Origin of the sequence: Caballeronia concitans (assembly GCF_001544615.1) — a bacterium.
In the GTDB taxonomy this organism is placed as follows: Bacteria; Pseudomonadota; Gammaproteobacteria; order Burkholderiales; family Burkholderiaceae; genus Caballeronia; species Caballeronia concitans.
Map to the genome: position 1 here is coordinate 79022 of NZ_FCNV02000013.1, position 20598 is coordinate 99619.

The window sequence follows — 20598 nt, forward strand, 5'->3', positions numbered from 1 at the left end:
CCGTGCGCTCCTGGAAGAGGTCAAGGTCGATTCTATTCGTGATCGAACTGATGGAAAAAGCACCGGCGAATCACTTGATCTTTTACTTTTTCATACCTAATCTGTGCGCAGACATTCCGTATCGACAAAGAAAACGCATGGATCGGTTCAAACAAATAGAGACGTTCGCGTCCGTCGCGGCGAAGGGCAGTCTTTCGGCGGCGGCGCAGGCTGAAGGCATCGCGCCGGCCGTGATCGGCAGGCGGCTGGATGCGCTGGAGGAGCGGCTCGGCGTCAAACTGCTCGTGCGCACGACGCGCAAGATCACGCTGACGTTCGAAGGGTCGGCGTTTCTCGAAGACTGTCAGCGCATCATCAACGACATGCAGAACGCCGAAGCGAGCGTGTCGGCGGGCGGCGTGAAGGCGAGCGGGCATCTGCGCGTGTCCGCGCCGGCGGGATTCGGGCGGCGTCATGTCGCACCGCTGGTGCCGAGATTCACAACGCTGCATCCGGATGTCTCCGTCAGCCTCGATCTCACCGACCGCATGGTCGATCTCGTCAACGAAGGTTTCGACTGCGCGGTGCGGCTGGGCGAGTTGCCCGACTCGTCGCTCGTGTCGCTCAAGCTCGGCGAGAACCGGCGCGTGTGCGTGGCCTCGCCTGACTATCTCGCGAGGCGCGGCACGCCTGCGGGGCTGGCATCGCTCGCGCAACACAATTGCCTGGCGCTGGGGGCATCGGCTAATCAGCAGCGCGGCTGGGTGTTTCAGCAAGACGGCAAGGTCGTGACGATCAAGGTGTCCGGCACGATGGAATGCTCCGATGGCGCGGTGCTCCATGAATGGTGTCTGGAGGGTCGCGGACTCGCGTGGCGATCGTGGTGGGAAGTGGGCGCGGACATCCGCGCGGGACGGCTCGTGAGCGTGCTCGACGACTTCGCCGCACCGGCCGTCGGCATCCACGCGGTGTTTCCACAGCGGCGGCATTTGCCTTTGCGGGTGCGGCTGTTTCTCGATCTGCTCAAGCATTCCTATCACGCTCCGGAGTATTGGGAAAAGTAGGCCGTTCGGCTAGTTGATCGCGTGCGGAGTTCTGGTACACTTTCCTCACGAGTCGGGAGTGTTGACCATCAATCGATGCGCTTGAGCGTTTGTCTCACCTGGCTTGCCTATCTCAGAACGGGCTACCTTCGGGTAGCCCGTTTCTGTATCAGCGACGTTATTATGGATTCCTATGCATCTGCTATATCTCGATGAATCGGGCTCGGCCGCTGATCCTCACCAGCGATATTTCGTGCTTGCCGGCGTTTGCGCATTCGAGCGCACCACTCACTGGATCGAACAAAAGCTCAATGCCATTGCGGCGCGTTTCGAGCCGGTCAACAGTCATCTGCTCGAACTGCACGGCTCGCCGATGCGTTCGGGCCGCGACGGCTGGAAGCGCTTTCCGCTGCAAGACCGTCTACAGGCGATAAAAGATGCGCTCCACGACTGCATCGCCGCGCAGTCGCAGATCAACGTTCGCCTCTTCGGCGCGGTCATCACGAAAGCGTCGCTCGAAAAGCAGGAAGCGGTCGAACTCGCGTTCGAGCAACTTGCGAACCGTTTCGATTTATTCCTGCTGCGTCGCTACCGGAAACACGGCGATGCCCAGCGTGGACTCATCCTGTTCGACAAGTCATCGACCGAGCAGCGCGTGCAGACGCTGGCGCGCGAATTCAAGTACATCGGTCATACGTACGGCAAGACGCGCAACTATGCGGAAGTGCCGGTCTTTCTGGATTCACGCTCGTCCCGCCTGATCCAGCTCGCCGATTTGGTTGCCTTCGCGCTCTTTCGGTCTCACGAATACGACGACCATCAGTTCTACGACATCATCAAGCACCGCTTCGACAGCGAGGGCGGCGTCAAGCACGGGCTCTACCTGTATCCGGCGGTCGAAGCGGCCAATGCATCGGAAGCTGTTGCGGAGTTCGCAGCCTGACTACAATGAAATGGTGCCCCGACGTTCCGAAGGAGGACGCCATGTTCAAGCACATCCTCGTACCGACTGACGGCTCCGAGTTGTCGCAGAAGGCCATCGACGGCGCCATCGATCTCGCGCAGTCCGTCGGCGCGCGCATCACCGCTTATGCGTGCCTGCCTCAGTACCCATACTCGTCGTTCGCGGATGTCGCCGTCGAGCCGCCCGACGACTTCCACGCCCGTGCCGAACGCGAGGCGCGCGAACATCTGCGCGCCGTCGAACGGGCGGCGGAAGGGGCGGGCGTCCCATGCACGAGCGTGACGAGCATCGAAGCCGCGCCGTACATCGGCATCATCGACGCTGCGGAACAGAATGGCTGCGACGTCATCCTGATGGCTTCGCACGGCCGGCGCGGGCTCGGCAGCCTCCTGATCGGCAGCGAGACGCAGCGCGTGCTCACGCACACCAAGATTCCCGTCATCGTCTACCGTTGACGACCCGCATTTGTACAGCAGCGGCCGCGGCGCGCTCCCAACCCGCCGCACCACGGCCGCCGCTTTCTTCACCGCTCTCCCTGATTCAGCCTGCTGTCACGTCGCTTCACGCGACTTTCTTGTCGAAGAACTGCTCGTCTTCCGTCGATCCGTGCAGCGCGGTCGTCGATGCTTCGCGCTCGACCGTCTGCGTGACCGCGTCGAAGTAGCCGGTGCCCACTTCGCGCTGATGCTTCACCGCCGTGAAGCCCTTGTCGGCGGCGGCGAACTCGGCCTGCTGCAACTCGACGAACGCGCTCATCTGCGTGCGGGCGTAGCCGTGCGCGAGGTTGAACATCGAGTAGTTGAGGGCGTGGAAGCCCGCGAGCGTGATGAACTGGAACTTGTAGCCCATCGCGCCGAGTTCGCGCTGGAACTTCGCGATGGTCGCGTCGTCGAGATTCTTCTTCCAGTTGAACGACGGCGAGCAGTTGTACGACAGCAGCTTGCCCGGAAACTCCTTGTGGATCGCTTCGGCGAACTTCTTCGCGTATTCGAGATCCGGCTTGCCCGTTTCGCACCAGACGAGATCCGCGTACGGCGCGTAGGCGAGCCCGCGCGATACGGCTTGCTCCAGGCCCGGCCGCGTGCGATAGAAGCCCTCGACTGTGCGCTCGCCGGTAAGGAACGGCTTGTCGTTGTCGTCGATGTCGGACGTCACGAGATCCGCGGCTTCGGCGTCCGTACGCGCGACGAGCAGCGTCGGCGTGCCGCAGACGTCGGCGGCCAGACGCGCGGCCACCAGTTTCGCGACGTTCTCGCGCGTCGGCACGAGCACCTTGCCGCCCATGTGGCCGCACTTCTTGACCGACGCCAGTTGATCTTCGAAGTGCACGCCTGCCGCACCGGCTTCGATCATCGCCTTCATGAGTTCGAAGGCGTTGAGCACGCCGCCGAATCCCGCTTCGGCATCGGCGACGATCGGCGCGAAATAATCGATATAGCCTTCATCGCCGGGATTCTTGCCTTCGGACCATTGAATCTGATCGGCGCGTGTGAAGGTATTGTTGATGCGCTTGACGACGAGCGGCACCGAGTTCGCCGGATACAGCGACTGGTCCGGATACATCTCGCCCGCGATGTTCGCGTCGCCGGCCACTTGCCAGCCCGACAGATAGATGGCCTTCAGTCCGGCCTTGACCTGCTGCATCGCCTGATTGCCGGTCAGCGCGCCGAGCGCGTTCACGAACGGCTCTTCCTGGATCAGCGACCACAGCTTTTCAGCGCCGCGTCGCGCGAGCGTGTGCTCGACGGGCACGGAGCCGCGCAGACGCACGACGTCTTCCGCCGAATATCCGCGCTTGATGCCTTTCCACCGCGGATCGGTTTCCCATTGTTGATGAAGTTGCTGAGCTTGTTGTTGACGGGAGGTCATGGCGTTTCTCCTTGAAGATTGGCTGTACGACGAAACCTGGATCGCTACATCTCGCGACTTGAGCAGTGATGCGCCGGGTAGGGCGGTCTACGTTTGCTCAACTCTTATATAAGAGTGTAGGCGCGCGGGGCGCTACGAAACAGGCTTCTCAAGCGAAACTTTCAAGGAATTTAACAGCGATAAATCAACGACCTACGAGCGCGATTCCGTATTGAGAAACGTCTTTTCCCATGCTGCAACATGATTGGTTGTGCCTTGCAGCACCGCTTTTGCGACGCAAAAAGCCATTGCACATCGTGAAATATCGCGATGGGCGAAAAAAAACCGATGCTCGAAGCATCGGTTCTTGTCTGCATCAGCGAGGCGGCGGCTCGCACCGCCTCGAAGCTCGCGCTTCTTCGACTGATCAGTTGCCGCGGCGGGGTGCGCGCGGGCCGTCGTTGCGACGTGCGCTGTAGCCGTCGCGCTGGCCGCCGTAGCCGCCGTCACGATTGCCGCCGCGATAGCCGCCTTCACGGTCGCCGCTGCCGCTGCTCGCGCCGCGATAGCCGCCGTCACGATAACCGCCTTCGCGCGATCCGCCGCCGCTCGGCTTGTTGCCGTAGCCACTTGCGTTGCCCGGACCGTAGCTACGGCCGCCGCCGTTGCCGCTACCGAAGCGGCGACCGCCGCCGTTACCGCCGCCCGGACGGCCGCGACCGCCGAAACCGGTCTTCGGCGGCGACTTGCGCGGCTCGAAACCAGCGACGACGTCGACCGGCAGCGGCGCGCGCACGAAGCGCTCGATACGCTTCAGCGCACCCGTTTCGGCGTGGTGCACGAGGCTCACGGCGATGCCGCTGCGTCCCGCGCGACCCGTGCGGCCGATGCGGTGCACGTAGTCTTCCGCGAACTTCGGCAGGTCGTAGTTGAAGACGTGCGTGATGCCGGGAATGTCGATACCGCGCGCGGCGACATCGGTTGCGACCAGCACGCGCACGCGACGCTCACGCAGCGCGCGAATCGTACGGTTGCGGGCGCCTTGCGGCAGGTCGCCGTGCAGCGCGGCGGATTCGAAGCCCGCGTCGGCGAGACGATTCGCGATCAGATCGGCGTCGCTCTTCGTCGCCGTGAAAACGATGGCCTGGTCGAGGTCGGTGTCGCGCAGAAGGTGATCGAGCAGACGATCCTTATGATCGCGGTCATCGACGTAATGCACGGTTTGCGCGATGTTGCTGCGCGCTTCGAGCTTCTGCACGATCTCGATGCGCTCCGGATCGTTCAGGAGACGGCCCGTGAGCGACGAAATCTTGCCGTCGATGGTTGCCGAGAAGAGCAGCGTCTGACGCGTGGCCGGCGTGGCCGCGACGATCGTCTCGATGTCTTCGATGAAGCCCATGTCGAGCATGCGGTCGGCTTCGTCGAGCACGAGCATGTTGAGGTTCGACAGGTCGATGCGGCCGCGCTCGAGGTGGTCGATCAGACGGCCCGGCGTTGCAACGAGAATTTCGGGGTTCTTCGCGAGCAGCATCAATTGCTGGCCGTACGCGACGCCGCCCAGAATGCTCACCGTGCGCAGACGGCGCAGGTGACGGCCGTACGTGGTCGCGGCGGCGGAGACTTGCATCGCGAGTTCGCGCGTCGGCGTGAGCACGAGCAGTTGAGGGCGTGCGACCGGCTGCGGACGGCGGCCGGGACGCGCGTTCGGATCACGCGGCTGACGCGGCTGCTGCGCCTGGAGCTTTTCCAGTTGCGCGAACTTTTCGATGGCCGGCAGCATGAACGCCGCGGTCTTGCCGGAGCCGGTCGGGCTCGACACGAGCAGGTCGCGGCCGGCGAGCGCGGCGGGAATCGCGCGCTGCTGCACGGGCGTGGGCGACTGATAGCCGGCGGCGGTCAGCGCGGACACGATGTCGGCGGACAGGCCGAGGGATTCGAACGTCGGGCCGGCGGGCGTTTCGACGGCCGGGGCGGCGGCGACTGCCACGGCTGCGTCTGCCGCGGTGTCGTCTTTGACGGGGATGATGCCAAGCGTTTGTGCTGCGATATTGTCCAACGGGCTGGGGGTGATACTCGAAGTCATGTCGATCCTTGAAGCGGAAGATAAGGCGTCGGCGCCAATCGGCATACCCAAGTCGTTGGATTCAGCGAGCGAAGAAACAGCGAGCAAATCGAAAAACGGGGGCAACTCGCGCAAACAGACGGCGAGCATTGTTGTTAGAAGCTGTATCGGATACGACAGGCTCGGGGAGCGCTGACGTCAGCCTGATGCATGATTGGCCGGGAAACAGACAGCGCATGAATCCGCGCTACGGCCTAGCAGGGAAGGGACAGTTTCTAAACTGGATTGGAGCGAAACGCTACGAAGCGTCTTGCCATGCACCGCATGCTTTGAAGCACGCGGCTCACAGTCAACGCTTAAGCGCCAGTATATCGGAATTTGCTGCACCGCGCCACATATTGACGCATTTCCGCGCCACCACAGGGCATCGGCGGCGCGGGGAACGAGCGCGCGCGTGGTCAGCTTGCGTCGCCGCGCTTCAGCGACTCGACCAGCTCGGCGTAATGCTGTTTCGCCGTGTCGGCGGGCGTGCCTTTCAGCGCCGACCACGCTTCGTATTTGTATTTTCCTGCGATGTCCGTGAAACCCGGCTTTTCGCCTTCAACGTCGCCGACGCTCGCCTGCTTGAAGAGCGCATAAAGACGCAGCAGCGTGAGATTGCCGGGGCGCTCGGGCAACTGTTTCACGTCGATTTGGGCCTGGGCGAATTGCTGCTCGATGTCGGTCATGCGCGTGTCCTTTGCATCGTAAAGAGATCTGGAAGGGCCGACGATCTTAGCAAGCAGTGCGCGCTTCGCCTGTCGAGGCTTTCCTCGAATCAAGGCGCCGGACGTGCCTTTCGGACCGCATCGACTGCGAACGGGGGGCGAAAGCATCGCAGGTCCCGCATTACAATACCGGCTATGACACGCACCGCACGCACCGTACTGCTCGCCCTCGATACTTCGACGGAATTCTGCTCCGTCGCGCTTCTGCTCGACGATGCCGCCGCGCAGCCACCTTTGCGCTCAGCGCCTCATTTCCAAACCGGCGACACGCGCGTGTGGTTTCGCCACGAAGCGACCGGTGCGGTATCGAGCACGCGCCTTCTGCCCGCCGTGCGCGAATTGCTCGATGAAGCCGGTCTCGCGCTCGCCGACTGCAACGCGATTGCATTCGGCGCCGGGCCGGGCTCGTTCACGGGCCTTCGCACGGCGACGGGCGTAGCGCAAGGGCTTGCATTCGGGCTGAACGTGCCGGTCGTGCCGGTGAGCACGCTGCTCGCCTGTGCCGAAGCCGCGCGCCTTGCCGATCCGTCGCTGCCGCCGCGCGTGCTCGCGGCGCTCGATGCGCGCATGGACGAGGTGTACTGGGCCGACTACGAATATCGATCCGATGCCGATGCCGATCCCGATTGGCGCGTCGTGCATCCCGCATCGCTGGATGCGCCCGCTGCCCTGCCGCTCCCCGATGTGCCGTTCGCGCTCGTCGGCAACGCGGCGGCGGCCTTCGGCGATCGATTGCCGGCGCTCGCGGCTGCCGCGCGCGTCGACCGTGAAGCGCTGCCGCATGCGTTGCCCGTCGCTTTGCTGGGTCTGCGTGCGTTGCGCGCCGGGCGGGCCGTCGCACCGGAACTGGCTGCGCCCGATTACGTGCGCAACAAGGTCGCGCAGACCACCGCCGAGCGCATGGAAGCGCGCGCCGCCGCGGGCAAGGGCAGCGCCGACGCCGCTCCCGAGGAGGCGCTTCGGTGAGCGGCGTGCTGCTCACGGATCGGTATCTGACGGCGATGACCGAAGCCGATCTCGACGAAGTCGCCGCCGTCGAAAAGCTCGCATACGAGTTTCCCTGGAGTCGCGGCAATTTTCAGGATTCGCTGCGCAACGGCTATTACGGCGTGTGCCTGCGTCATGTGACGGGGACGCTCGTCGGCTATTGCGTGCTGATGCCGGTCGTCGACGAAATGCATTTGCTGAACCTGTGCGTCGCGCCGGCCGCCCAGCGCGCGGGCGCGGGACTCGCGCTCTTGCGTGAAGCGGTGCGGATCACGCGCGCCGAGAAGCTCGATGGCATGTTGCTCGAAGTGAGGCCGTCGAATCCGCGCGCCATTCAGCTTTACGAGCGCTTCGGTTTCACGGCGATCGGGCGTCGCAAGAACTATTACCCCGCGCGGCATCGGGCGCGCGAGGACGCAATTGTCATGCGTCTGTCGTTCAAGGAGAGTGCGCATGGCGCTCGATGAATTGCTGGTCGAGGAACTCGGTTTCGGGCCGGTTTGGGTGCGGCGTGGGACTGTCGCTGTGGATATCGACGCGTCTGACACGTCGAAGTCGGCGTCACGAGACGAGTCGGAGTCTTCGCCGGCGACTGCACGTATTCCGACGCCATCGTCCGACAAAGCCCCGGCCGCCGTAAGCGCCGCAGCCGACCCAAACGCCGCCGAAGCGCCGCAGCCGTCACCCCGTCCGCGCGCCGACGACGCATCGGTCGATAAGCGCGAACCCGCCGCATCGCCGCAAGATTTCGACGCGCCGCCCTTCGAAGCCTACGACGACCTTCCGTGGACCGACGACGCGCCGCATTTCCAGCCGCCCGTCGCGCAAGAACCCGCCGACGATATCCGCACGCTCGACTGGACTTCGCTCGCCGAGCGCGTCGCCGGTTGCGAGCGATGCCGCCTCTGCGAGCGCCGAACGAACACGGTTTTCGGCGTCGGCGACCGCGAGGCCGACTGGATGCTCATCGGCGAAGCGCCCGGCGAGAACGAGGACAAGCTGGGCGAGCCGTTCGTCGGGCAGGCGGGCAAGCTGCTCGACAACATGCTGCGTTCGCTTTCGCTGTCGCGCGAATCGAACGTGTTTATCGCCAACGTGATCAAGTGCCGGCCGCCCGGCAACCGCAATCCCGAGCCCGAGGAAGTCGCGCGCTGCGAGCCGTATCTGCAGCGTCAGGTAGAACTCGTGAAGCCGAAGGTGATCGTCGCGCTCGGGCGCTTCGCCGCGCAGAGCCTGTTGAAGAGCGAGGGAAGCATCGCGTCGCTGCGCGGGCGCGTGCACGAGTATCGCGGCGTGCCGGTCATCGTCACGTATCACCCGGCGTATCTGCTGCGCAGCCTGCCCGACAAGGCGAAAGCCTGGGCCGATCTGTGCCTCGCCCGCCAGACGTATCAGGACGCGCTCGCCGCGCTCGGCGTGCTCAGCGCGCAACCGGGAGCCGGGAAGGGCACACGGGGATGATCGCGCTGTCGCGTCTCATCGATCGATTCGAGGACGCGACCGTGCGCGATCTGGCGTGGCTGCTTTTCGCGCCCGATCTGCTGCGCGCCGATGAAGCCGGCGCGGCGCTGGCGCAGCCGTTCGCATCCGATGCAGAACGCGACGCCACGCTCGCCTGGCTGCACACGCTCGACGGCGCCCCCGATCCGCTTCATGTCCGCTCGCGCAATCCCAAGTCCACGCGCCTCGGCATCTATGCCGAAAGCCTCCTCGAATTCTTCCTCGCGCACGGTCCGGCCGCGCGGCTGATCGCGGCGAACGTGCCGCTGAGACGCCAGCGCCGCACCATCGGCGAATGTGATTTTTTGCTGCAAACGGCCGGCGGCGCGCGGCAGCACTGGGAACTGGCCGTGAAGTTCTATTTGCATATCGGCGATGGCGCATTGCGTGCCGCGCGCCTCTCAGACTATGTCGGGCCGAATCTGCAGGATCGCTTCGATCTGAAGCACGCGCGGCTCCTGACGCATCAGCTCGGGCTGACCTCGCGCGTGGAATTCGCGGCGCTCGGGCTCGACGGGCCGTGGGACGCGCAGTTGTTCATCAAGGGCCGGCTTTTCTATCACGACGATGCCGTCCCGCCCGCGCCCGAAGTCGGCGAGCGGCATTTGCGCGGCTTTTGGCTGACGGCGTCGGAATGGGGTGAGCGCAACGACGCCATCGACGACGCTCGCGCGTGGGTCGTGCAGCCGCGCATGGCGTGGCTTGCGTCGCGCCGTCTGCACGCGGACGACGCCGAATCGCTGATGGCGGAAGCCGCGGGGATCCACGCAGGCTTGCGCGCGATTGCGCAGCCGACGATGGTCGCGTCCTACGTGCGCGACGACGCAGGCGGCTGGACCGAGGAATCGCGCGGCTTCATCGTGCCGGACGACTGGCCGGAGCGCGCAAGGGCGTTCGCCGCTGCCGCGCTGTGACCCGCGTTCGACTCACCACCACCGATAAAAGTGATGCACCGGCCCGACGCCGTGCCCAACATCGAGCCGCGCGCTGGCTTCGATCGCGCCGGTGAGGTAGCGCTTGGCCTCGGCGGTGGCGCTGGCCAGATCGCTGGTTTGCGGGATCAGCGCCGCGATGGCCGACGACAACGTGCAGCCCGTCCCGTGTGTATTTCTGAGCGCGATGCGCGGGCTCGACAGCCTGAGCGCGCCCGCCGTCTCGATGAGCCAGTCCGGACTGTCCGGCGATGCGAGATGCCCGCCCTTCATCAGCACCGCGCGCGCGCCGGCGGCGAGGAGCGCTTCGCCCTGACGCACCATCGCGTCTTCGTCGTGGGCGGCGTCGGCGCCGAGCAAGGCCGCCGCTTCCGGCAAATTCGGCGTGACGAGCGTCGCGAGCGGCAGCAGTTCGTCGCGTAGCGCGGCGACGGCTTCCGGTGCGAGCAGCGCGTGATTGCTCTTCGAGATCATCACGGTGTCCAGCACGACATGCGCCGGGCGATGCCGCCGCAACGCATCGGCGACCGCGCGCACGATGCCCGCGTTCGCCAGCATGCCGATCTTCACCGCGTCGATGCGGATGTCGTCGAACACGGCGTCGAGTTGAGCCGCGACGAACGCCGGCTCGGGCGCGTGGACCGCTGTGACGCCGCGCGTGTTTTGCGCGGTCAGCGCCGTGATGACGCTCGCGCCGTACGCGCCGAGCGCCGAGAACGCCTTCAGGTCGGCCTGGATGCCCGCGCCGCCGCCGGAGTCGGAACCGGCGATCGTGAGCACGTTGGGGATGGGTTTCGTCGATGTCATCGGAAAAATCAGGATTGAGCGCGAGTGATCGCCGCGCGCAGCGCCGCCGACGCGTCGCGCGGATTCGCGGCCTTGCAGATCGCGGACACGACCGCCAGGCCCGCCGGTTTCGCGCGCATCACGTCGGCGGCGTTGTGCGCCTGAATGCCACCGATCGCGACCGTCGGAAAGCGCGCCGCCTGGCACATCGCCGCGAGGCCGTCGATGCCGCAGGGCGCGGACGCGTCGGTCTTGGTCGGCGTCGCGTAGACCGGCCCCGCGCCGAGATAATCGACGACGCCTTGCAGCCGGTTCGCATCCGCGACTTCCGCGAGATTCGACACCGACAGGCCGATCAGCGCGTCCGGTCCCATGAGCCGCCGCGCGACGTCCGCGGGCAGATCGCGCTGGCCGACGTGCACGCCATCGGCGCCGGCGGCGAGCGCAATGTCCACGTGATCGTCGATGACGAGCGGCACGCCGTGCGCGCGCGTGATCGGCAGGAGATCGGTTGCGAGCGCGAGCCACGCGCGCTTGTGCCACTCGGGCGCGCGCAGTTGCACGACGGTCGCGCCGCCTTCCAGCGCCGCCCGCGCGACGGCGAGCGCGGCATCGTGACCGCCGCACTGCACGGGATCGAGCACGAGGTAGAGCGAAAGATCGAACGAATCGCGCATGTCAGGAAAGCGCGACGTCGCGCTGCACGAGCGTGGCTTCGAACGCTTGGGCATCCAGCGACGCCAGCCGGTCCAGATACGCGACCGCGAAGCTGCCGGGCAGCGCCGAGTCGCGGGCGGCGAGTTCGCCGGCCACGGTCGAATACGCGATGGCGGCCACCGTCGCCGTCCAATGTTCATCGCGAGAACCGGCCACGCCGACGAACGCCGCGACCGTCGCCGACAGCGCGCAGCCGACGCCCGTCACGCGCGTCATCAGCGGCGAGCCGTTCGACAGCGCGATCACGCGCCGGCCATCGGTGATGTAGTCGGTTTCGCCCGTCACCGCGACGACGGCCTGCGTGTTCAGCGCGAGAATCTGCGCGGCGTCGAGGGCGGCGTCGGTGGCGGCGGTGCTGTCCACGCCGCGCGCGCTCGACGTGCCGCCCGACAGGCTGATGATTTCCGACGCGTTGCCGCGAATCACGGCCGGCTTCGCATCGAGCAATTCGAGCGCGAACTGCGTGCGAAACGCGAGCGGGCCGACGGCGACCGGATCGAGCACCCAGGGCTTGCCCGCGCCGTTGGCGGCATCGACGGCGGCGCGGATCGCGCGGGACTGCGGCAGGTCCAGCGTGCCGAGGTTGACCGAAAGCGCATTCGCGACAGGCGCGAACTCGGCGACTTCCTCGCGCGCGACGACCATCGCGGGCGCGGCGCCGACAGCGAGCAGCACATTCGCGGTGAAATTGGTGACGACGAGATTCGTCAGGCAGTGCACGAGCGGCGCGGTATCGCGCACGCGCGTGACGAAGGAGTAGAGATCGGCTGATTGCATGATGAGGAAAGACTAGCCGATGCAGGCGCAAAAAGCAGTCAGTGCCGCGCCTCGCCGATCAGCGCGACCGAATCGAACGCGCGCTGATTCGCCTGATGACGGCGCATGACGAAGTACATCATGAGACAGACGAACGAGCCGAACATCACGATGACGAACTGGATCGGCATGTCGAGCCACACGAGCACGGCATACAGGCACAGCATCACGAGCACCGAGAGATTCTCGTTGAAATTCTGCACGGCGATCGAGTGTCCGGCGGACAGCAGCACGTGTCCGCGATGCTGCAGAAGCGCGTTCATCGGCACGACGAAAAATCCGGACAAACCGCCGACGACCATCAGGAACAGATACGCGACGAGCAGATAGCCGGGGAAATGCATCCTGCCGAAGTAGATGCCCCAGTGCGCGGGAAAGAGGTGCCGCGTGTAGAAGGCCATCAGCATGACGGCGAGCCCCATCATGATGCCCACCGGCAACACCGACAGCGAGCGCTTGAGCGGCACGCGCGCCGCCGCGAGCACCGCGCCCGCCGCGACGCCGACCGCGATGACCGCCTGCAGGATGGCCGCCTGCGAAAGCGTCATGCCGAGCGACACTTCGGCCCACTTCAGCACGATGAATTGCAGCGTCGCGCCCGCGCCCCAGAAGAGCGTCGTGACCGCGAGCGAGATCTGTCCGAGCTTGTCGCGCCAGAGCGTGAGGAAGCAATCGGCGAAATCGGTGATGAGCTTGATGGGCCGCGTTTCCTGCTTCGGATAACGCGCGCCGGTATCGGGAATGCGCAGGTTGAAGATCGCGGCGATCACGTACATCAGCATGATGACGAGCATCGCGGCTTCGGCGGGCGTCGAAATGCGCGGAATATGCAGGCTCAGCAGGTGACTCGCGATATGCGGACTGATGAGCGCGCCGCCCATGACCGTGCCGAGGATGATCGAGCCGACCGTGGTGCCTTCGATCCACCCGTTCGCCGCGACGAGCCGATCGGGCGGCAGAAGCTCGGTGAGAATGCCGTACTTCGCGGGCGAATAAGCCGCTGCGCCGAAGCCGACGATGCCGTACGCAAGCAGCGGATGCGCGCCGAACAGCATCGTGATGCAGCCGACGACCTTGATCGAATTGGTCACGAACATCACATGACCCTTGGGCCGCGAATCGGCGAAAGCGCCGACGAAAGCCGCGAGAATCACGTAGGAGAGGACGAAGAAGAGCTTCAGCAGCGGCGTCATCCAGTTCGGCGCGTGAAGGTCTTTCAGCAATGCGATGGCAGCGATCAGTAGTGCGTTATCGGCCAGCGATGAGAAAAACTGCGCGGCCATGATGGTGTAAAAACCTTTTTTCATCTGATCCGAAGCTTTCCTCACTGCGGGTGATCCGCCCCGGACGCTGGTCGTGCTTGCTGTCATGCGTTCGGGCTTATGCCGTTCGAAATGGGTTGTGCGCAGGGCTTTATAACACGAAAATAGGCGCATTCTGACTAGCACTAATCTCGATCGGGCAGCAAACGCCTGCACCGCAGCCGCGCCCGCGCACCGGTTTCTTCATAAGGTACTGATTCGCAAGGCGTCTTGATCGGCGCTGCGGCCGCTCGTTGCCCTGGCGTATGCTTGTGTCTTTCCGCCCGAATCGAAATTCATCGAAACGCTCATGCCGCGCCCCCTTTCCGCAACCATTCACACGCCCGCACTCGCCAATAACCTCGCCATTGCGCGCAAATACGCGCCGAAATCGAAGATCTGGGCGGTCGTCAAGGCCAATGCATATGGCCACGGACTCGCGCGAGCGTTCCCCGGACTTCGCGCGACGGACGGCTTCGGCCTTCTGGACCTCGAAGAAGCCGCGAAGTTGCGCGAGCTGGGCTGGGCCGGTCCCATTCTTCTGCTGGAAGGCTTTTTCCGGCCGACGGATATCGACGTGATCGACCGCTACAGCTTGACCACGGCCGTCCATTGCGACGAGCAGTTGCGCATGCTGGAGATGGCGCGGCTGTCGAAGCCGGTCAACATCCAGTTGAAGATGAACAGCGGCATGAACCGGCTCGGCTACACGCCCGAGCGCTTTCGTGCGGCGTGGGAGCGGGCGCGCGCGTGCCAGGGCGTCGGGCAGATCACGCTCATGACCCATTTTTCCGATGCCGACAGCGAACGCGGCATCGCGCATCAGCTTGAGGCGTTCGAGCGGGGCGCGGAAGGCATTGCGGGGGCGCGCAGCCTGTCGAATTCGGCGGCGGTGCTCTGGCATCCGTCCGCGCATTTCGACTGGGTGCGGCCCGGCATCATGCTGTACGGCGCGTCGCCGTCGGGCGTCACCACCGATATCGCCGATACCGGCCTGAAGCCAGCGATGACGCTTTCGTCCGAACTGATCGCCGTGCAGACGGTGCAGCCGGGGCACAGCATCGGGTACGGATCGACGTATCGCGCGGGGCAGACCATGCGGATCGGCGTGGTCGCGTGCGGCTATGCGGACGGGTATCCGCGCGTCGCGCCGGAAGGCACGCCCGTGATCGTCGACGGCGTGATGACGAAGCTCGTCGGCCGCGTGTCGATGGACATGCTTACCGTCGATCTGACGCCGTGCCCCAACGCGGGCATCGGCTCGCGCGTGGAGTTGTGGGGTACGAACCTGCCGATCGACGACGTGGCGGCTGCGTGCGGCACCATCGGCTACGAGCTGATGTGCGCGATCGCCCAACGCGTGCCGGTGCGGGCGGAGTGAGCGCGGGCCGTCGGCGCGGGCGCGGGATCGAATCGAATTCTTATAAGGCAATACGTGGCAAAAGCAGCGAAGGCGAAGACGCTCTATATCTGTAGCGAATGCGGCGGGCAGGCGCCGAAGTGGACGGGGCAGTGCGCGGCGTGCGGGGCGTGGAACACGCTGGTGGAATCGGTGGAGCAGGCGCCGGCGGCGCATCGCTTTCAGGCGCTGGCCAAGAGTTCGGCGGTGCAGCGGCTGGCCGAAATCGAAGCGTCGGACGTGCCGCGCTTCACGACGGGCGTCGGCGAGTTCGACCGCGTGCTCGGCGGCGGGCTCGTGCCGGGCGGCGTGGTGCTGATCGGCGGCGATCCGGGCATCGGCAAATCCACCCTACTGTTGCAATCGCTCGCCGAGATCGCGCGCGACCGGCCCGCGCTCTACGTGAGCGGCGAGGAATCCGGCGCGCAGATCGCGCTGCGGGCGCAGCGGCTCGGGCTGATCGGCGGCAAGGAAAGCGCCGCCGCCGATCTTTCGCTGCTCGCGGAAATCCAGCTCGAAAAGATTCAGGCCACGATCGACGAGCAACGTCCCGAAGTGGCGGTCATCGATTCCATCCAGACCATCTATTCCGAAGCGCTGACGTCCGCGCCCGGCTCCGTCGCGCAGGTGCGGGAGTGCGCGGCGCAACTGACGCGCATCGCGAAGCAGACGGGCACGTCGATCATCATGGTCGGCCACGTGACGAAAGAGGGCAGTCTCGCGGGGCCGCGCGTGCTGGAACATATCGTCGATACCGTGCTGTACTTCGAAGGCGATACCCACTCGTCGTTCCGGCTCGTGCGCGCGTTCAAGAACCGCTTCGGCGCGGTCAACGAACTCGGCGTGTTCGCGATGACGGAAAAAGGGCTGCGTGGCGTCGCGAATCCTTCGGCGCTGTTTTTGTCGCAGCACGAGCAGAGCGTCGCCGGTTCGTGCGTGCTCGTCACCCAGGAAGGTTCGCGGCCGCTGCTGGTCGAAGTGCAGGCGCTCGTCGACACTGCGCACGTGCCGAATCCGCGGCGGCTCGCGGTGGGACTCGAACAGAACCGGCTCGCGTTGTTGCTGGCGGTGCTGCATCGGCACGCGGGCATCGCGTGTTTCGATCAGGACGTGTTCCTCAACGCAGTGGGCGGCGTGAAGATCACCGAACCCGCGGCCGACTTGGCCGTCTTGCTCGCGATCCATTCGTCGCTACGCAACAAGCCGCTGCCGAAGGGACTCATCACGTTCGGCGAAGTGGGTCTCGCCGGTGAAATCCGGCCTTCGCCGCGCGGACAGGACCGGCTGAAGGAAGCCGCGAAGCTCGGCTTCTCCGTCGCGCTCATTCCGAAGGCGAACGCGCCGAAACAGGCGATCGACGGCCTCAAGGTCATCGCGGTGGATCGCATCGAGGAAGCGATCGATCGCGTGCGCGACCTCGAATGACGCACTCGGCGCCGATTGTCGGATCGGACCCTGCGTAACGGCCCGTAAGAATGGCGTCGCCGCCTGTAACCCAAGGTGCGCGCGATTTCCCTATGCTCCCGAGGCAATCGCCGGTCGGCTTCCTTTCTGAGGCGGCCGGCAGCATCGAGAGGACCACGCTTTGAAACACGCCAAATCAATGCGCGCGAAGCCCGCGTTCCATCTGCGCGGATGTCGCGTGTCGGCGCCCTTGCAGCAGCCGTGGGGCAGCGGGTGCCGGATCGTCGAGTGGATCGACGGCGAAGGACAGATTTCGCGGCGGGTCGTGGCTGCGAATGTCACCGAGGACGAAGTCGTCGCTACCATCCGCCGGCACGTGACGGGCCGCAAGCACGTGCTCGTCGACGACGAGCGCCAGCCGCGCCAGACCTTGCCGCGACGCTAGGCTTCACGCTTTAACGCCGCGAAGAGCGGATGCGCCGCCGCTTCTGCCGGCGTGAGGACCGGCGCGACGCAACAGTCGAGCGGCTCCAATAGCGCGGTCCATTCGTCGCGCGTGCGCTCCCGAAAACACGCGGCGACTTCGGCGGACAATTGCTTCGCGTCCGCACCGCCGATGGCCTGCCCGAGACTCCAGTGCCGCGCGGCCCATTCTTCATGGCCGAGCGCCCGGCAGAGCGCCTGCCAGAACTTCAGTTCCAGCGCGCCCACCGCGACGAAGCGGTCATCCAGCGTGCGATACACGTCGTAGCACGGCACGCCGCCGTTCAGGAGGCCGCCGCCTGCGCACGTGCTCGCGTCGTCGCCACGTGCGAGCGCGACGTGCGCCATGACGTTGTGCGCGTGAACCGCGTGGGTCATCGAGACATCGAGGCGGCGTCCGTCGCCGCCGCGCGCGACGTGCCACAACGCCGCGAGCATCTCCGTCACGGCCGAGAGCGCGCCGCCGAGCAGATCCGCCAGTTGAAAGTTCGGCGCGATGGGCGTGCCATCGCGCGCGGCGAGCTGATGAAGCACGCCCGCATAGGCGATGTAGTTCAGATCGTGCCCCGCCTTGTCCGCGAACGGGCCGTCGCTGCCGAAGCCGGTGACCGCGCAGTAGACGAGCTTCGGATTCGCCTCGCGCAACACGTCGTAGCCGATTCCGAGCCGCGCCATCACGGATGGCCTGAAGCTCTCGACGAGGACGTCGGCATGGCGCGCGAGATCGATCAACGTCGCGCGGCCGTCGTCCGTCTTGAGATCGAGCGTCATCGTGCGCTTGCCGCGATTGACGATGCGATAGAACGCGCTCGGCATTCCGCTCTGGCGCTCGGCGTCGGTCTGCAGCATCGTGCGGGCGTAGTCGCCTTCGCCCGGCGGTTCGATCTTGAGCACGTCCGCGCCCAACTCCGCGAGCCGCAGCGTGGCGACAGGACCGGGCAGCAGCCGCGTCAGATCGAGTACACGGAGGCCGGCGAGGGCGGGGGAAGTCGTCAAGTCGTCGGTCTCCGGGGACGGTTATGAACCGATCTGTTCCAGTTCCTCGTGGGCTTCGAGCCACTCCATTTCGAGCGTTTCGAGCCGCGAGTTGACTTCGCCCTGGCGACGGATCGTTTCCGTGAGCTTCGCCTTGAGCGCCGCGTCGTAACTGGCGGGATCGGCGACGAACGCATCGAGCGTCGATTTCTCCGCGTTGAGCGCGTCCATTTCCTTCTCGATCTTCGCGATGCGCGATTGCAACGGCTTCTTCAGATGCGACAGCTTTTGCCGCTCCTGCGCTTCCTGCTTGCGCTGCTCCTTGCGATTCACCGCGCTGTCCGCCGCGTCACTCGCCGCCGATGCCGCGCCGCTCGCTTCCTTCGCCGCCGCGCGTGTTTCGGCGGCGTGCTGCAAGAGCCAGTCGCGATAGTCGTCCAGATCGCCGTCGAACGGGCTCAGGCGATGTTTCGCGACGAGCATGAAAGTATCCGTCGTCGCGCGCAGCAGATGCCGGTCGTGCGACACGAGAATCAGCGTGCCTTCAAACTGCGCGAGCGCCATGGTGAGCGCGTGGCGCGTTTCGAGATCGAGGTGGTTCGTCGGTTCGTCGAGCAGCAGCAGATTCGGCTTCTGCCAGATGATGAGCGCCAGCGCGAGCCGCGCCTTCTCGCCGCCGGAGAAGGGCGCGATTTTCGCGGTCGCCATGTCGCCCGAGAAGTTGAAGCTGCCGAGAAAATCGCGCAATTCCTGCTCGCGCGTGTCGGGCGCGAGGCGCGCGAGATGCTGAATTGCGGAATCGTCGGGACGCAGCGTTTCGAGCTGATGCTGCGCGAAGTAGCCTATCTGCAGTCCCTTGCCCTGACGCACGTGGCCGGACAGCGGTTCGAGCGTGTCGGCGAGCGTCTTGATGAGCGTCGATTTACCCTGGCCGTTCGCGCCCAGCAAGCCGATGCGCTGCCCGCTTTGAATCGACAGCGTGACGCCCTCGACGATCGGAATCTCCGCGCCGTCCTCGCCGTGATAGCCGCAGCGCACGTCTTCCATGACCATCATCGGATTCGGCGCGGCATCGGGCGTGCGGAACTCGAACGTGAACGGCGAACTCGCATGCGCCGGCGCGATCAGTTCCATTTTTTCCAGCGCCTTCACGCGGCTTTGCGCCTGTTTGGCTTTGGTCGCCTTTGCCTTGAAGCGGTCGATGAAGCTTTGCAGATGCTGCACGGTCTTCTGCTGCTTCTCGTAAGCGCTCTGCTGCAGCGCGAGTTGTTGCGCGCGCAGGATTTCGAACTGGCTGTAGTTGCCGCCGTATCGCTTCACCTGGCGATTTTCCAGATGCAGCGTGACGTTGCACACGGAGTCCAGAAACTCTCGGTCGTGCGATATCACGACGAGCGTGCCCGGGTACCGCGCGAGCCAGTCTTCCAGCCAGACGATGGCGTCGAGGTCCAGGTGGTTGGTCGGTTCGTCGAGCAAAAGAAGGTCGGACGGACACATCAGCGCTTGCGCGAGGTTCAGGCGCATGCGCCAGCCGCCCGAGAAGCTCGAGACCGGCTCGCGTGTCTGCGCGAGCGTGAAGCCCAGGCCGAGCAGCAGCGTTTCGGCGCGCGCGGGCGCGGTGTAGCCGTCTGCATCGGCGAAGGCGGCGTGCGCTTCGGCTTCGGCAGCGCCGTCATGCGCGGCGGACGCGGACGCGATACGCGCTTCGATGGCCCGCAAATGCGTGTCGCCGTCGAGCGTGTAGTCGAGCGCGGTGCGATCCACCGCGGGCGTTTCCTGCGCGACGTGCGCGATGCGCCACGACGGCGGCATCGAAAAATCGCCGCCGTCTGCGTGCAATTCGCCGCGCAGCACGGAAAAGAGCGTGGACTTGCCTGCGCCGTTCGCGCCGACGAGACCGGCTTTCTCGCCCGGATTGAGCGTGAAGCTCGTCTCTTCGAAAAGCGGCTTGGTGCCGCGGGACAGGCTGAACTGGTTGAAGCGGATCACGTCGGAATGGCGGCGGGCTTTGAAGGAAAGCGCTATTTTAGACCGGGCGCGTCACGGCGAAGGGATCGTCCGTTCGGCTAATGGCAGGCGAGCGCGCGCGGTAGTAGCATCGCCTGACTTTCAATTCTTCGCGGGGAACATGTCATGAGCTCAACCACCGACAGCATCTATGGTTTCACGGCCGAAACGCTCGACGGCGCAACCGTCGGTCTCGACAAGTACCGCGACAAGGTGCTGCTGATCGTCAACACGGCGAGCGAATGCGGATTCACGCCGCAATACAAGGGGCTGCAAGACCTGTACACGCGGCTGTCGGCGCGCGGCTTCGAAGTGCTCGGCTTTCCGTGCAACCAGTTCGGCAAGCAGGAACCGGGCGATGCCGCGCAGATCGGCAGCTTCTGCGAGAAGAACTACGGCGTGACGTTCCCGATGTTCGCGAAGATCGACGTGAACGGCGCGAATGCTCATCCGCTCTACAAGTATTTGACGGAGAAGGAGCCGGGCGTGCTCGGGCTCGAAGCGATCAAGTGGAATTTCACGAAGTTTCTCGTCGATCGCAAGGGGAACATCGTGAAGCGTTACGCGCCGCTCACGAAGCCGGAGGCGATCGTGGGCGACATCGAAAAGCTCTTGTGAACTCGCGCCG

The 20598-nt window shown here is 65.2% G+C and carries 20 protein-coding genes; 11 read left to right on the forward strand and 9 right to left on the reverse strand.

Annotated features, from left to right (window positions below):
* Positions 1–137: 137 nt before the first annotated feature.
* The 3 genes from AWB72_RS23715 to AWB72_RS23725 all read left to right on the forward strand — a co-directional run bounded on the left by AWB72_RS23715 (position 138) and on the right by AWB72_RS23725 (position 2441).
* On the forward strand, positions 138–1043 hold the full coding sequence (locus tag AWB72_RS23715) for a LysR family transcriptional regulator (protein WP_040049359.1): 906 nt from the start codon (positions 138–140) through the stop codon (positions 1041–1043).
* A 172-nt stretch (positions 1044–1215) separates the two neighbouring features.
* Positions 1216–1965, forward strand: a complete 750-nt coding sequence (locus AWB72_RS23720) for a DUF3800 domain-containing protein (protein ID WP_084592762.1) — start codon at positions 1216–1218, stop codon at positions 1963–1965.
* A gap of 41 nt (positions 1966–2006) precedes the next feature.
* Positions 2007–2441 (forward strand): universal stress protein, encoded by a 435-nt coding sequence (locus tag AWB72_RS23725; RefSeq protein ID WP_040049531.1) that lies wholly within the window; start codon positions 2007–2009, stop codon positions 2439–2441.
* Positions 2442–2547: 106 nt separating this feature from the next.
* Here AWB72_RS23725 and aceA read toward each other — a convergent pair whose 3' ends face one another.
* The 3 genes from aceA to AWB72_RS23740 form a co-directional block, all read right to left on the reverse strand.
* A complete protein-coding gene (gene aceA / locus AWB72_RS23730; RefSeq protein ID WP_040049360.1) occupies positions 2548–3855 on the reverse strand; it encodes an isocitrate lyase in 1308 nt (435 codons plus the stop codon).
* 406 nt (positions 3856–4261) lie between these two features.
* Positions 4262–5917, reverse strand: coding sequence for a DEAD/DEAH box helicase (locus AWB72_RS23735; protein ID WP_040049361.1), 1656 nt, complete (start codon positions 5915–5917; stop codon positions 4262–4264).
* A gap of 437 nt (positions 5918–6354) precedes the next feature.
* On the reverse strand, positions 6355–6624 hold the full coding sequence (locus AWB72_RS23740; protein WP_040049362.1) for an acyl-CoA-binding protein: 270 nt from the start codon (positions 6622–6624) through the stop codon (positions 6355–6357).
* A gap of 174 nt (positions 6625–6798) precedes the next feature.
* Between AWB72_RS23740 and tsaB the strand changes: the two genes are divergently transcribed.
* Genes tsaB through AWB72_RS23760 form a run of 4 tightly spaced genes read left to right on the forward strand, consistent with a single transcriptional unit; the run spans position 6799 to position 10064 of the window.
* Positions 6799–7629 carry a tRNA (adenosine(37)-N6)-threonylcarbamoyltransferase complex dimerization subunit type 1 TsaB gene (gene tsaB / locus AWB72_RS23745; RefSeq protein WP_040049363.1) on the forward strand — a complete coding sequence of 277 codons (831 nt, stop codon included), beginning with the start codon at positions 6799–6801 and terminating at the stop codon, positions 7627–7629.
* Positions 7626–8117, forward strand: a complete 492-nt coding sequence (gene rimI, locus AWB72_RS23750; protein WP_040049364.1) for a ribosomal protein S18-alanine N-acetyltransferase — start codon at positions 7626–7628, stop codon at positions 8115–8117. Before tsaB ends, rimI begins: the two co-directional genes overlap by 4 nt.
* The gene (locus AWB72_RS23755; protein WP_040049365.1) at positions 8104–9111 is read left to right on the forward strand and encodes a uracil-DNA glycosylase; all 1008 of its coding nucleotides are present in this window, start codon (positions 8104–8106) and stop codon (positions 9109–9111) included. Before rimI ends, AWB72_RS23755 begins: the two co-directional genes overlap by 14 nt.
* On the forward strand, positions 9108–10064 hold the full coding sequence (locus tag AWB72_RS23760) for a DUF1853 family protein (RefSeq protein WP_040049366.1): 957 nt from the start codon (positions 9108–9110) through the stop codon (positions 10062–10064). Before AWB72_RS23755 ends, AWB72_RS23760 begins: the two co-directional genes overlap by 4 nt.
* Before the next feature lie 12 nt (positions 10065–10076).
* On the opposite strand, the gene thiD is transcribed toward AWB72_RS23760, so the two are convergent.
* The 4 genes from thiD to lplT are packed head-to-tail and all read right to left on the reverse strand — an operon-like array spanning position 10077 to position 13708.
* Complete coding sequence (gene thiD, locus AWB72_RS23765) at positions 10077–10889, reverse strand: bifunctional hydroxymethylpyrimidine kinase/phosphomethylpyrimidine kinase (RefSeq protein WP_040049367.1); 813 nt, start codon at positions 10887–10889, stop codon at positions 10077–10079.
* 8 nt (positions 10890–10897) lie between these two features.
* On the reverse strand, positions 10898–11545 hold the full coding sequence (gene thiE, locus AWB72_RS23770; RefSeq protein ID WP_040049368.1) for a thiamine phosphate synthase: 648 nt from the start codon (positions 11543–11545) through the stop codon (positions 10898–10900).
* A 1-nt stretch (position 11546) separates the two neighbouring features.
* Positions 11547–12362, reverse strand: a complete 816-nt coding sequence (gene thiM, locus AWB72_RS23775; RefSeq protein ID WP_040049369.1) for a hydroxyethylthiazole kinase — start codon at positions 12360–12362, stop codon at positions 11547–11549.
* A 38-nt stretch (positions 12363–12400) separates the two neighbouring features.
* Positions 12401–13708, reverse strand: a complete 1308-nt coding sequence (lplT, locus tag AWB72_RS23780) for a lysophospholipid transporter LplT (RefSeq protein ID WP_040049370.1) — start codon at positions 13706–13708, stop codon at positions 12401–12403.
* A gap of 304 nt (positions 13709–14012) precedes the next feature.
* Between lplT and alr the strand changes: the two genes are divergently transcribed.
* The 3 genes from alr (at position 14013) to AWB72_RS23795 (ending at position 16950) form a co-directional block, all read left to right on the forward strand.
* Positions 14013–15083, forward strand: coding sequence for an alanine racemase (alr, locus tag AWB72_RS23785; RefSeq protein WP_040049371.1), 1071 nt, complete (start codon positions 14013–14015; stop codon positions 15081–15083).
* 54 nt (positions 15084–15137) lie between these two features.
* Positions 15138–16526 (forward strand): DNA repair protein RadA, encoded by a 1389-nt coding sequence (radA, locus tag AWB72_RS23790; RefSeq protein WP_040049372.1) that lies wholly within the window; start codon positions 15138–15140, stop codon positions 16524–16526.
* 178 nt (positions 16527–16704) lie between these two features.
* The gene (locus AWB72_RS23795; RefSeq protein WP_208863181.1) at positions 16705–16950 is read left to right on the forward strand and encodes a DUF2866 domain-containing protein; all 246 of its coding nucleotides are present in this window, start codon (positions 16705–16707) and stop codon (positions 16948–16950) included.
* Here AWB72_RS23795 and AWB72_RS23800 read toward each other — a convergent pair.
* Both AWB72_RS23800 and AWB72_RS23805 read right to left on the reverse strand, forming a co-directional pair.
* Entirely contained in the window at positions 16947–17984 is a 1038-nt protein-coding gene (locus AWB72_RS23800; protein WP_040049374.1) for a CaiB/BaiF CoA transferase family protein, read from the reverse strand. The genes AWB72_RS23795 and AWB72_RS23800 overlap by 4 nt on opposite strands.
* Positions 17985–18005: 21 nt before the next feature.
* Positions 18006–19952 (reverse strand): ATP-binding cassette domain-containing protein, encoded by a 1947-nt coding sequence (locus AWB72_RS23805; protein WP_040049375.1) that lies wholly within the window; start codon positions 19950–19952, stop codon positions 18006–18008.
* A 144-nt stretch (positions 19953–20096) separates the two neighbouring features.
* Between AWB72_RS23805 and AWB72_RS23810 the strand changes: the two genes are divergently transcribed.
* On the forward strand, positions 20097–20588 hold the full coding sequence (locus tag AWB72_RS23810; protein ID WP_040049376.1) for a glutathione peroxidase: 492 nt from the start codon (positions 20097–20099) through the stop codon (positions 20586–20588).
* Positions 20589–20598: the final 10 nt, after the last annotated feature.

Excerpts from the sequence above, each read along its gene's own strand:
- AWB72_RS23795 (WP_208863181.1), top strand. The coding sequence starts at position 16,705 with ATGCGCGCGAAGCCCGCGTTCCATCTGCGCGGATGTCGCGTGTCGGCG.
- tsaB (WP_040049363.1), top strand. The coding sequence starts at position 6,799 with ATGACACGCACCGCACGCACCGTACTGCTCGCCCTCGATACTTCGACG.
- AWB72_RS23810 (WP_040049376.1), top strand. The coding sequence starts at position 20,097 with ATGAGCTCAACCACCGACAGCATCTATGGTTTCACGGCCGAAACGCTC.
- AWB72_RS23715 (WP_040049359.1), top strand. The coding sequence starts at position 138 with ATGGATCGGTTCAAACAAATAGAGACGTTCGCGTCCGTCGCGGCGAAG.
- AWB72_RS23735 (WP_040049361.1), bottom strand. The coding sequence starts at position 5,917 with ATGACTTCGAGTATCACCCCCAGCCCGTTGGACAATATCGCAGCACAA.
- AWB72_RS23760 (WP_040049366.1), top strand. The coding sequence starts at position 9,108 with ATGATCGCGCTGTCGCGTCTCATCGATCGATTCGAGGACGCGACCGTG.
- AWB72_RS23725 (WP_040049531.1), top strand. The coding sequence starts at position 2,007 with ATGTTCAAGCACATCCTCGTACCGACTGACGGCTCCGAGTTGTCGCAG.
- aceA (WP_040049360.1), bottom strand. The coding sequence starts at position 3,855 with ATGACCTCCCGTCAACAACAAGCTCAGCAACTTCATCAACAATGGGAA.
- alr (WP_040049371.1), top strand. The coding sequence starts at position 14,013 with ATGCCGCGCCCCCTTTCCGCAACCATTCACACGCCCGCACTCGCCAAT.
- AWB72_RS23720 (WP_084592762.1), top strand. The coding sequence starts at position 1,216 with ATGCATCTGCTATATCTCGATGAATCGGGCTCGGCCGCTGATCCTCAC.
- thiD (WP_040049367.1), bottom strand. The coding sequence starts at position 10,889 with ATGACATCGACGAAACCCATCCCCAACGTGCTCACGATCGCCGGTTCC.
- thiM (WP_040049369.1), bottom strand. The coding sequence starts at position 12,362 with ATGCAATCAGCCGATCTCTACTCCTTCGTCACGCGCGTGCGCGATACC.
- AWB72_RS23740 (WP_040049362.1), bottom strand. The coding sequence starts at position 6,624 with ATGACCGACATCGAGCAGCAATTCGCCCAGGCCCAAATCGACGTGAAA.
- thiE (WP_040049368.1), bottom strand. The coding sequence starts at position 11,545 with ATGCGCGATTCGTTCGATCTTTCGCTCTACCTCGTGCTCGATCCCGTG.
- lplT (WP_040049370.1), bottom strand. The coding sequence starts at position 13,708 with ATGAAAAAAGGTTTTTACACCATCATGGCCGCGCAGTTTTTCTCATCG.
- AWB72_RS23755 (WP_040049365.1), top strand. The coding sequence starts at position 8,104 with ATGGCGCTCGATGAATTGCTGGTCGAGGAACTCGGTTTCGGGCCGGTT.